Source organism: Myxococcus dinghuensis, assembly GCF_024198235.1.
In the GTDB taxonomy this organism is placed as follows: Bacteria; Myxococcota; Myxococcia; order Myxococcales; family Myxococcaceae; genus Myxococcus; species Myxococcus dinghuensis.
Window position 1 is genome coordinate 59526 of record NZ_JAKCFB010000023.1, and the last position, 11599, is coordinate 71124.

Consider the following 11599-nt stretch of genomic DNA (forward strand, 5'->3'; position numbering starts at 1 on the left):
CGGGGCCTCACAGCTTCACGCCGGCGGTCGCGGCGGCCTGGATGGACATGGCCCCGTCGACGGACAGCTCGCGCAGGCACTCCTCGAGGACGCGCAGCATGACCGCCACCTCGTGCGCGCCCACCACCAGCGGCGGCGCGAAGCGGATGGTCGACTTGCCGCACGACAGCAGCAGCAGGCCCTTGCGGAACGCGAGCTGCTCCAGCGCGGACACGTACGTCCCCGCGGGCTCGCGCGTCTTCGGGTCCACGAACTCCGCGCCCACCATCAGGCCCACGCCGCGGATGTCTCCGATGACGGGGTGGCGCGACTGGAGCTCGCGCAGGCCGTGCATCAACAGCTCGCCCGTGTCGCGCACGCTGCCGAGCAGCCCCTCCACCACGTCCAGCGTGGCGAGCGCCGCCGCGCAGCACACCGGGTTGCCGCCGTACGTGCTGCCGTGCGAGCCGCGCGGCCACGTCATCACCGACTCGCGCGCGATGATGGCGCCCAGCGGCATGCCGGACGCGATGCCCTTGGCCGACAGCAGGATGTCCGGCATCACGCCGAAGTGCTCCGCCGCGAACATCTTCCCCGTGCGGCCGATGCCCGACTGCACCTCGTCGAACACGAGCAGGATGCCGTACGCGTCGCAGATGCGGCGCAGCTCCTGGAGGAAGCCCTTGGGCGGGACGACGTAGCCCCCCTCGCCCAGGATGGGCTCCACGAAGATGGCCGCCACCTCGCGCGGGTCCACGTGGTTGACGAACCACTCCTTCTCCAGCGCCAGCGCCGGGTTGCACGCGTCGCCGCACGTGTGGGGCGCGCACCCGTTGGGACAGCGGTACGGGTTGGCGTAGGGGACGTGGATGACGCCCGGCAGCAGCGGACCGAAGAACGCGCGCTGCGCCACCTTGGAGGAGTTGAGCGAAATGGCGCCGTAGGTGCGGCCGTGGAAGCCGCCCTTGAAGGCGACGACGTACTGGCGCTTGGTGTGGTGCCGCGCCAGCTTGAGCGCGCCCTCCACCGCCTCCGTGCCGGAGTTGGTGAGGAAGACCTTCTTCGGCCCCATCTCCGGCAGGTAGCCGGCGAGCCGCGCGCACAGCTTCGAGAAGCCGTCGTAGTAGAAGTCCGTGCCGCAGATGTGCAGGAAGCGCTGCGCGGCGTCCTGGATGGCCTTCACCACGTGCGGGTGCGCGTGGCCGGTGGACGTCACGGCGATGCCGGCCATGAAGTCGAGGAAGCGGTTGCCGTCGACGTCGTACACCCACGGCCCCTCGCCGCGGTCGACGACCAGGGGATACTCCTTGATGTACGAGGGAGAGCTGTAGCGCTGGTCCACGTCGATGATGGCGCGCGCGTTGGGCCCCGGGGGAGCCACCTTCACTTCGGGATAGAGCGGGGTCATGAGAGTGTCCTCGCGAAGGGCTCAGCCCATCCGCGTCTGCGCCTGCTCGCGCATGAACTGGGAGACGTAGTAGGGGCCGCAGCCGCCCTTGCCGGACGCGCCGCTGCCCTTCCAACCACAGAACGACTGCACACCGGGCCAGGCGCCCGTCGTCGCGCCGGTGCGGCGGTTCGCGTAGAGCACGCCCGCCTCGGCCTGGGCCATGAAGCGCTCCACGGTGTCCGCGTCGCGGCTGAAGATGCCCGCCGTCAGCCCGTATTCGCAGTCGTTCGCCAGCCGCAGCGCTTCTTCGAGCGTGCGGAAGCTGGTGACGCCGACGAAGGGCAGGAACAGCTCCTCGCGCATCAGCCGGTGCGAGTGCGAAAGCTCCACCACCGTGGGCGCGACGAAGTGGCCCCGCGCGAGCGGGCCGTCCAGGCGGAGCCGCTCACCGCCCGCGCGCACCACGCCGTCGCGCCGGGCCTCGTCCACCGCGCGCTCGAAGCGCCGCACCGACGACTCGTTGATGACCGGGCCGGTGAAGACGGAGGCCAGCGACGGGTCCCCCACCACGGCGGCCCGGGCCTTCGCCACCAGCCCGTCGAGGAAGTCGTTCAGCACCGCCTCCTGCACGTAGACGCGGGAGAGCGCGCTGCACTTCTGGCCCGACAGGCCGAACGCGGAGCGGAAGCACCCCTCGATGGCGGCCTCCAGGTCCGCGTCGCGGCAGACGATGGCGGGGTTCTTCCCGCCCAGCTCCAGGAAGCACGGGCGCACGCGGCCGGTGGACAGCTCGCGGTGGAGGTCCATGCCCACCGCCTTGCTGCCGGTGAAGGACACGCCGTCCACGCCCGGGTGGCGCACCAGCGCCGCGCCGAGCGACTCGCCGTCGCCGTGCACCACCTGGAACACCCCGGGCGGCAGGCCCGCGTCGACGAGCGCGTGGTACAGGCCCTCCGCGCACCAGGGCGCCTCCTCGCTCGGCTTGAGGATGACGGTGTTGCCCCCGAGCAGCGCGCCCGCGCTCATCCCCGCCGCCAGCGCGAGCGGGAAGTTGAAGGGCGAGATGACCGCGAACACGCCGTAGGGCCGCAGCACGCTGCGCGTGTCCTCGTTCGGCGACAGGCGCGCCATGGGGCGCGAGAAGCCCTCCGCGTCCTCGAGCTGCCCGGCGTAGTAGCGGAACAGGTCCGCCGCCTCCTCCACGTCACCCAGCGACTCCAGGCGGCTCTTGCCCACCTCCAGCGTCATGCGGGCCGCCAGCTCCCAGCGGCGCTCGGAGATGAGGTCGGCGGCGCGGCGGAGGATGCGCGCGCGCTCACGCCAGTCCGTGGCGCCCCACCCGCGCTGCGCCTCGCGCGCCACGCGCACCACCCGGTCCAGCTCCGTGGCGGGCGTGCGGTGGAAGGAGGCGAGCAGCTCGTCCGGCCTCGCCGGGTTGCGGCTCTCCAGGAGGACACCGCCGCGGTACGCCTCGCCGGCGATCCACGAGGGCAGCTCCGCGCCCAGGCCCGCGCGCGCGGCGGCGAGGGCTTCGTCGAAGCGGGCGTGCAGCGCGGACAGGTCCGCGTCCAGCACCGAGTAGGTGATGCGGAAGCTCATGGTTCCTCCTGGAAGAAGCGGGTGAGTCCAGCGGCGAGCGTGTCCACCAGCTCGTCCACCTCGGGCTGGGTGATGACGAGCGGCGGGCCGACCATCAGCAGGTCGCCATTCGTCCCGTCCGCGTGTCCGGTGTTGGACCAGAGGACGAGGCCCCGCTCGAACAGCGCGGCGAGCAGGCGCTCCACCACCTTGCGCGAGCGCGGGAAGGGCCGGCGCGTGGCCACGTCCTCCACCAGCTCGATGCCCGCCATCAGTCCCACGCCCTGCACGCAGCCGACGTGCGGCAGCGGCGCGAGCACCTCGCGCAGGCGCCGCTGGAGGTACGCCCCCACGCGCGCGGCGTTCGCCACCACGCCGTGGCGCTCGAAGTAGTCGAGCACCGCGAGCCCCGCGGCCGTCATCGCCGGCGCCTGGAGGTACGTCTGCGCGTGCATGAAGCCGCCGGAGCCCGCGCGCATCTCCTCCAGGTGCGCCTGGCGCACGAGCACCGCGCTCAGCGGCGCGTAGCCCCCGCTGATGCCCTTGCCGAGCACGAGGAGGTCCGGGGTGAAGTGGTACCGGTCACTGGCGAAGAAGGTGCCCGTGCGTCCGCAGCCACACATCACCTCGTCGGCGATGGTGAGGATGCCGTACTCGCGGCACAGCGCGTTCACGCGCTCGAAGTAGCCGGGCGGCGGAGGCGAGGCGCCGGCCGAGGAGCCGACGACGGGCTCCGCGATGAACGCGGCCACGGTGTCCGGGCCCTCGCGCCGCAGCGTCTCCTCGAGCTGGCGCGCGTAGTGTTCGGCGCCGTCGCGGTCGTAGTCCGCCAGCCCGGAGCGGTACGGGTACGGCGCGGGCGTGGTGACGACCTCCGCCAGCATGGGGCCGAAGAACGTCTTGTAGTGGGGACGACCGGAGAGCGAGAGCGCGTACAGCGTGTTGCCGTGGTAGCCGGGCACACGCGCGATGACCTTGGTGCGACGGGGCTGGCCACGCTCGACCCAGAGCTGCCGGGCGAACTTCACCGCGGCCTCCACGGCCTCGGAGCCGGAGCCGAGGAAGGCCGCGCGCTCCAATCCCGGGGGCGCGAGCGCGCACAGCCGCGTGGCGAGCAGCTCCGTCACCTCGGTGGTGAAGTGGGTGCCGTTGACGTACGCGACGCGGCCGAGCTGCTCGGCGATGCGGTCCACCACCTCGCGGTTGCCGTGGCCCACGCTGGCCACGAGCGCGCCGGCGGAGGCGTCGAGGTAGCGCTTGCCCGTCGTGTCGAAGAGGTAGACGCCCTGCCCGTGGGTCACCACGGGGAAGTCCCGCGCGAGGTTGCGCAGGAGCACATGTCCCTGAGGGTAGCGAACCGCCTGTCCCGCTTCGTCCCGCATCGTCCGTCCTCCACGCAGCGCGGACGACCGGAGTCGCCGCGAGGCCACCGCGTGGAAGAAGGGCAGTCACGATGCGAGCGCGAGCACGCACCAGGCTCGACGCGAGCCCACGGACCGACCTTCGCCCCCACGGGCGACTGGAGACACGGGGGATGAGGTCGGAAGCCGGGAGCCACGGACGCGAGGACACTCGCGGGGAGCCGGGGCGCTCGGACCTTCCGGCCGTCCCACGCGGCTCCAGGTCGAAACCGTCCGTGGATTTCTCCCACGAGCGGGTGCGGGCAGGTCTTCGGGCTCGTGAGCGCTCCGGTCCGAGGACCGGCTCCCTACTGCTCGTCGCTTCCCAGCTCCCAGGGGGAGCCAGTGCCGTTGACGAGGTTCGTTCTCACATACCGCTGCGGGGCAGCCCCGGATTCGAACCGGGTTCCCTTTCAAGCCTGGACTGACGTCCAGGCACCAGCACGGGGCGGTTTGTACTGTCCGCCTCTTCGGACTGTCAAGCAACGCGGCCCGCGCCACGGGTGACACGCGGCGTTGCGCCGTCGCGTCCGCGACATCCGCGCGAGGACGCCTGGATGTCCGCCGAGCAACACGGTGCGAGACAGCGGTGGCGTCGCGCGGGACACGGCCCCAGCTTCGCGGCTGGCAGCTTCGTCCACCTACCCGCACAGCGCTTCCACACATGGCCACGCCCGCCACCTCTCCCGAAGCCGTGACCGCCGCCTTCCCTGCGTTCACCCGCTCGCAGAAGGTGTTCACGCTGCTGGGCGCGCTGTTGGGGCTGCTGCTCGCGGCGTTGGACCAGACCATCGTGGCCACGGCGGGGCCGTCCATCCAGGCGGACCTGCACATCCCTCCGTCGCTCTACCCGTGGCTCACCACGGCGTACCTCGTGGCGTCGACGATGATGGTGCCCGTGTGGGGGAAGCTGTCGGACCTGCTGGGCCGCCGGGCGGTGCTGGCCGCGGGCATCCTCGTGTTCCTCTCGGGCAGCCTCCTGTGCGGCGTGTCGCGGTCGACGGTGACGCTCATCCTCTTCCGCGCGGTGCAGGGGCTGGGCAGCGCGGCGCTGTTCACCGGCTCGCTGGCGGTGGTGGCGGACCTGTTCCCGCCCCGGGAGCGCGGCAAGTACCAGGGCCTGTTCGGCGCGGTGTTCGGCCTGTCGAGCGTGGTGGGCCCGTTGGCCGGCGGCTTCATCACGGACCGGTGGGGCTGGCACTGGGTGTTCTTCATCAACCTGCCGGTGGGCGCCATGGCGATGGCCCTGGTGCTGCTGCGCATGCCGAAGCTGCGGCCCCAGGGCGCGGAGCACGGGAGGCTGGACTGGCCGGGCGCGCTGACGCTGGCGCTCGCGGTGGTGCCCTTGCTGCTGGGGCTCAGCCTGGGGCGCACGGCGGGACAGGTCCGGGATGGCTTCGGGTGGTCCTGGGGGTCGTGGCAGGTCCTGGGGATGTTCGCGGTCGCGGCGCTGGGCGCGGCGCTGTTCTTCCACGTCGAGCGGCGCGCGGAGGAGCCGCTCCTCGACCTGCGGCTGTTCCGGCTGAAGACCTTCAGCGTGGCGAACCTGGCGGTGTTCATCATCGGCGCGGTGTTCCTGTCGGGCGTGGTGTTCCTGCCGTTGTTCATGGTGAACGTGGTGGGGCTGTCGGCCACGCACTCCGGGCTGACGCTGACGCCGCTGACGTTGGGCGTGGTCGCGGGCAACGTGTTGAGCGGACAGTTGGTGACGCGGCTGGGGCACTACAAGCCGTTGATGCTCGGCGCGCAGGTGCTGCTGATGGTGGGCTTCGCGGTGATGGGCTTCACGCTGACGACGCACGCCACGCAAGCCGAGGTGACGGTGAAGATGGTGCTGGTGGGGTTGGGTCTGGGTCCCTCGATTCCGCTCTACACGCTGGCCATCCAGAACGCGGTGACGCCGCAGCAGATCGGCGTGGCCACGTCGGCGGCGACGTTCTTCCGTCAGTTGGGGATGACGCTGGGCGTGGCGCTGCTGGGCACGGTGTTCTCGACGACGCTGGCGCACCAGATGCGCGCGCGCCTGGCGCAGGCCACGGAGGGACTGCCCCCGACGTTGATGCGCGAGCTGGAATCGGCCGCCCCCGGTGCGAGCGGTGAGGGCGGCCACGCGCAGGCCGCGTTCCGGGTGGACGACGTGAAGGCGCGCGTCCGTCGGGAGTTCGCGACGGAGCGACGACACACGGGCGATACAGCGAGCGTGGACGCGCGTGAACGTCAGGCGCTGGAGGCCGTGGACCGGACGGACGAGGCGGTGAAGGCGTCCTTCACGAGCGCCGTGAAGAACGTGTACCGCAGCGCCATCGTCATCGCCCTGCTCGCGTTCCTCGTGACGCTGCGACTTCCGGAGCAACCCCTGCGCAGGACGATGGGGCGCCAGCCTCCGCCCGAGTGAGCCACCGTGCCCGCCCGCCTCACGCCCGCGAGGATGAGGAGCCGTGATGCCTGGCGGAGGACACCGCCGCCAAGGCATGGGCGAGCGTATGCCTCGGCTCCTCGGGCAACTCGACCGAGCGCCAGGCGATGTAGCCATCCGGCCGCACCAACAGCGCGCCTCCCACCCCCAGGCCCAGCAGCTTCCGGAACGCGTCCATGTCCGAGGGCCGCACGTGCCCCCCGATGCGCAGGCACTCCAGCGCGACCCCGGACGTCCGGGCCACATCCGCCGCCGCCGCGCTCCACGCCTCGCCGTCCGCGAGGAGCACCCAGCCGCGCTGGAACACATCGAGCGTGGAGACCCTCGCCTCGCCCACGGTCACCCAGGCATGCGGCGCGCGTGTCCCCGGCTGTCCCGCCCACTCCTCGGGTCGCCGCGCGGGAGGCAGCGACGCGTCCGCGCCCAGCACCGCCGTGGAGCGGTAGAGCTGCCCGAACTCCATCGCCTCGTCGTCGATGACGGCCACCCCCTTCGACGTCCCCGCCGCGTCCGCCTTGTAGTCGGCGCGCGCGAAGATCTGGTCGTGCCGCAGCCACGCGATGGGGCGTCGCTCCGCGTCGTACGTGTCGAGCAGCAGCGGGGACGAGGTGCCCGCGAGGACCGCGGCCAGCTTCCACGCGAGGTTGTGCGCGTCATCGATCCCCGTGTTCGCGCCATACCCACCACGGCTGGGCGGCAGCGTGTGCGCCGCGTCGCCCGCCAGGAACACCCGCCCGGACGAGAACCGGTCCGCGATGAGCGCGCTCATCTCCCAACGCCCGGTGGTGATGAGCTCCACCGGCAGGTCCGTCCTGCCCACCGCCCGGTGCACCAGCGCGAGCAGCGTCGCGTCATCGCGCTCGGTGTCGTCGGAGAAGATGAGCACCCAGCGACCATCCCCGTATGTCGTGAGGAACGCCTCGAACCCGGGCTGGCGCACCTCGAACTGCGTCACGCCCTGGCGCAGGTACTCCTCGAGCGGCGCCCGGAACAACACGCTGCGCACGGTGCGGATGTGGCCCCGCCCGCTCCGCCCGACGCCCAGCGCATCCCGCACCCGGCTGCGGTGACCGTCCGCCGCGACCATGTACGCCGCCCGCAGGCGCGACTCCTCGCCCTCCGGACCCCGCAGCCACGCCGTCACCCCGTCCGCGTCCTGCTCGAAGCGCACCAGCTCCGTCCGCAGCCGGATGTCCGCCCCCAGCGCCGCGGCCCCGTCGCGGAGGATGGGCTCCAGCCGGTCCTGCGCCACCGCGGCCCCCCGGCACGGTGAGTCGTCACGCGGCGCCACCACCTCTTTCGGAGGCGTCCAGTGGCTCTCCTCGAACCACGCCCCCGCCAGGCTCTCCACCCGGACCCGGCGCAGTTGGAACGACTCCGGCGCCTGCGGCACCCGGTCCCCCAGCCCCACCGCCCGCAGCAGCTCCATCGTCCGGGGCGTGTAGCCGATGGCCCTCGGATGCGGCGAGCTGCCGGGGTGCCGCTCGACCAGCACCACCGGCACCCCCCTCCAGGCCAGGAACAACGCCGCCGACAACCCCACCAACCCACCTCCCACCACAAGAACCGACTTGGATTCCGCTGACATGGTATCTCCGATACGCCGAACCGACCGATACGGTGTAAAGTACGATACGACGTAATGACGGCCCCACGTGTTGTCAACGGCGTAGGGGAAGGGGCAAGAGGCCAGGACACATGAGCGACCGAGAGAAGCTGGAGGCACGCCTCGTCTGGGAGCGTCCGGAGCCCGCCAGCCGACCCGCGCCGGAGCCGCTGAGCCGGGAGCAGATCGTCCGGGCGGCCATCGCGCTCGCGGACGCGGACGGGTTGGCCGCGGTGTCGCTGCGCAAGGTGGGCGCCTCGCTGGATGCGGGCCCCATGCGGCTGTACGGCTACCTCTCCAGCAAGGAAGAGCTGCTGGAGCTGATGGTGGACGCGGTGTACGGCGAGATGGCGTCCGAGGGTCCGCTGACGGGGGACTGGCGACGGGCCCTGAGCGCCATGGCCCAGCGGACGCGGCGCGCGGCGAAGCGGCACGCCTGGTTCATCGACCTGCTGGGAGGGCGTCCCCACCTGGGGCCCCACGTGCTCGCGCACGTCGAGGCGACCTTCGCCGCGCTGAGCGGCGCGCCGGGGTTCGAGCACATCGACTCGGTGATGCTCGCGGTGGGCACCGTCGACGCGTACGTGCTCGGCGCCCTGCGCAACGAGGCCAGCAAGCTCGAGCGCGGCATGAACCAGGCGGAGTGGGAGGCCGTCTCCGGGCCCTACATCCAGCGGATGATCTCCACCGGCCGCTTCCCCATGCTGGCCCAGGTGGTCCGCGACGCGACCCACCCCTCCGCCGACGTCGTGTTCGAGCGGGGCCTGGACTGCGTGCTCGACGGCATCGCGGCCCGCCTGGGGCGCTGAACGTTCATGGCCCCTGCCCGGCGCGGACCGTCACGCGCCGGGAACCCGAGCGTCCTCAGTGCCCCGCCGCGGACTTCGGCGGCGTGGGCGCGGGGGGCGCGACGGGGAACGGCGTCGCGGGCGCCTCCGGGCGCACGAGCGTCTGCGGCATCTCCGCCAGCGCGTACGTCACCCACGCCACCGCGGCGGTGCTGCGCGCCAGGTCCTGCGGGTCCACCTTGTCGAGCGTGTCCGCGTGCGTGTGGTGCACGTCGAAGTAGCGGCTCGCGTCCACCTCCACGCCGAAGAAGGGCACCCGCGCCGGCAGCAGCGGGCTGATGTCCGCGCCCCCCGCCTCGCGCGTGGAGAAGTTCGCCGCGCCCAGCGCCACCAGCGGCGGCAGCCAGGGCCGCAGCGCGTCCTGCGCCCCCGTGCCCGCGCGCACGCTCACGCCCACGGGTCGACCGCCGCCGGAGTCCATCTCCATGGCGGCCACGTGCCTGGGCAGCTCGGCGGCGTGCGCCTGCGCGTACGCGCGGCCACCCGCCAGGCCGTTCTCCTCGTTCATGTAGAGCACCACGCGCACCGTGCGCCGGGGCGCCTGCGGCAGCTTCTTGAGCAGCCGCGCCGCCTCCATCACCATCACCACGCCCGCGCCGTCGTCGTGCGCGCCCGTGCCCACGTCCCACGAGTCCAGGTGCGCGCCAATCAGCACCACCTCGTCCGGCTTCTCCCGGCCGCGAATCTCCGCCACCACGTTGTGCGAGTCCGCGTCCGGCAGCTCCGAGCAGCCCAGCACCATCTTCACGCGCACCGGCCCGGCCGCCACCAGCCGGTGGAGCAGCTCCGCGTCCTCCGTCGTCACCGACGCGGCGGGGACGGTGGGCCCGCCCTCCTCGAAGCGCGTGCTGCCCGTGTGCGGCGTGCGCAGCGACGCGGTGGCCAGCGAGCGCACCAGCGCGCCCACCGCGCCCTGCTTCGCCGCCTGCGCCGGGCCCCGACCCCGGATGCCCGCGAAGCGCCCGTAGTCCGCCGCCACCGCCATGGTGTGGTTGAAGAAGACGATCTTCCCCTTCACCGCGTCACCCAGCGCCGTCAGCGCCTCCAGCGACGACACCTCCACCACCTCCGCCGTCAGCCCCTCCGGCGCCGTGGGCGGGCTGCCCCCCAGCGCCAGCAGGAACAGCGGGTGCCCGCGCGTGGTGTCCGACGCCAGCACCTCGCCGCGCTCCTCGCCGCGCACCCAGTGCGGCACCTTCACCGACTCCGTCCACGCCTTCACCCCGTCCGCCTGGAAGGAGCGCAGCGCCCACTGCACCGCCGCCGCCGCGCCCTCCGACCCCGACAGGCGCGGGCCAATCCCATCCGTCAGCTCCGCGAGCCGCGCGTACGCGTGCCCCTCCGTGAGCGCGGGCCCCACCAGCTTCTCCGACACGGACAGCGGCACCACCGCCGGCTTCGCCGCCGGAGCGGACTTCGCGGACGCGGGCGCCGCGCCCGACAGGAGCTTCAGCGCGAGGGACGAGGAGAAGACCAGGGCGGAGACGGACACGGGCAACCTCCAGAAGGGGCGCCCACTCTCCGCCCCACCCCCGCACGTCGCAAGCGCGATGGTCTCCACGCGAGGTGCGGGGTCGGGACGGCTGCTCGGGTGGCGGGGAGGCGGGGAATCCCAGGGGCCACCGCGCGCCGAGAGGGGGAACGCGGCGCGCGGGGCTCAACTGGGACTTCATACGGCGGAATCGCTTTTGGGGGAGGCAATACCGCCGCTGCGTCTCACTCTTTGGGAGGAAACGTGCCGGGCATGTTGAAGATCATTCGCAAGGCCGTCAAGCCCGGTACCTCACTCAGCGTACAACCGAACAATTTTCCGCTGAAAACGGTTCAATTTTCCGTCCCGACTGAACAATTCGACCCGGTGCGGGCACTTTGGAATGGGACCTGGGGACGACGCAAAAGACTCTCATGACGGCCGGAGCGGCCCGCCTCGCCGCGCCGAACCCCTCCCTCGGGTAGGCCTCCCGGAGGTGGGGCGCGCCCACGCGAGGCATTGCATGGCCCGGCCGTGGGCTCCACGTCACGCCGCGCGTCCTGGAGTCGGGCCGAGCCAACGGCAGACAAACGCCGAAGCCTCTCCTCCACCACGCGGGCGCGCGGTGGATTCGCACCCACCCTTTCGACTCACGCGTGAAGACACCTTCTTCGCGCGAGCGACAAGACTTCCTTCGCCGGGGCACGTTGTCAGGACATGGGTGCATGGAGCCTCACCGTGGGAGCGGAGGAGCTGCCCGCCCCCGAGGGAGTGCTCGCTTCACCCGGCCTCGACACGGGTCCTCGGCGCGAACGTCCGCCAGGGATTGGCCGCGCCTTTCATCAGACATGCACGCCGTGGTTGCCCACCATGCCAGCGAGCACACCGCCCTCTCGTCACCCGCGGCGGTG

General features: G+C 72.2%; 7 protein-coding genes and 1 riboswitch. Of the genes, 2 read left to right on the forward strand and 5 right to left on the reverse strand.

Annotated features, from left to right (window positions below; genetic code table 11):
* Positions 1–7 precede the first annotated feature (7 nt).
* From LZ198_RS26825 to LZ198_RS26835, 3 genes are read right to left on the reverse strand one after another with little or no spacing between them, the layout of a single operon-like run.
* Positions 8–1387 carry an acetyl ornithine aminotransferase family protein gene (locus LZ198_RS26825; protein ID WP_253974912.1) on the reverse strand — a complete coding sequence of 460 codons (1380 nt, stop codon included), beginning with the start codon at positions 1385–1387 and terminating at the stop codon, positions 8–10.
* A 21-nt stretch (positions 1388–1408) separates the two neighbouring features.
* Positions 1409–2968, reverse strand: coding sequence for an aldehyde dehydrogenase family protein (locus LZ198_RS26830; RefSeq protein WP_253974913.1), 1560 nt, complete (start codon positions 2966–2968; stop codon positions 1409–1411).
* Entirely contained in the window at positions 2965–4329 is a 1365-nt protein-coding gene (locus LZ198_RS26835; protein ID WP_253974914.1) for an aminotransferase family protein, read from the reverse strand. Before LZ198_RS26835 ends, LZ198_RS26830 begins: the two co-directional genes overlap by 4 nt.
* Before the next feature lie 263 nt (positions 4330–4592).
* Positions 4593–4805: riboswitch (cobalamin riboswitch) on the reverse strand.
* A 206-nt stretch (positions 4806–5011) separates the two neighbouring features.
* Between LZ198_RS26835 and LZ198_RS26840 the strand changes: the two genes are divergently transcribed.
* On the forward strand, positions 5012–6742 hold the full coding sequence (locus tag LZ198_RS26840; protein WP_253974915.1) for an MDR family MFS transporter: 1731 nt from the start codon (positions 5012–5014) through the stop codon (positions 6740–6742).
* 19 nt (positions 6743–6761) lie between these two features.
* Here the strand turns inward: LZ198_RS26840 and LZ198_RS26845 are convergent, their stop codons facing one another.
* Positions 6762–8351, reverse strand: a complete 1590-nt coding sequence (locus LZ198_RS26845; RefSeq protein WP_253974916.1) for an FAD-dependent oxidoreductase — start codon at positions 8349–8351, stop codon at positions 6762–6764.
* A 110-nt stretch (positions 8352–8461) separates the two neighbouring features.
* Between LZ198_RS26845 and LZ198_RS26850 the strand changes: the two genes are divergently transcribed.
* Positions 8462–9178, forward strand: coding sequence for a TetR/AcrR family transcriptional regulator (locus LZ198_RS26850; protein ID WP_253974917.1), 717 nt, complete (start codon positions 8462–8464; stop codon positions 9176–9178).
* 55 nt (positions 9179–9233) lie between these two features.
* Here LZ198_RS26850 and LZ198_RS26855 read toward each other — a convergent pair whose 3' ends face one another.
* Positions 9234–10709, reverse strand: coding sequence for a M20/M25/M40 family metallo-hydrolase (locus LZ198_RS26855; RefSeq protein WP_253974918.1), 1476 nt, complete (start codon positions 10707–10709; stop codon positions 9234–9236).
* Positions 10710–11599 lie beyond the last annotated feature (890 nt).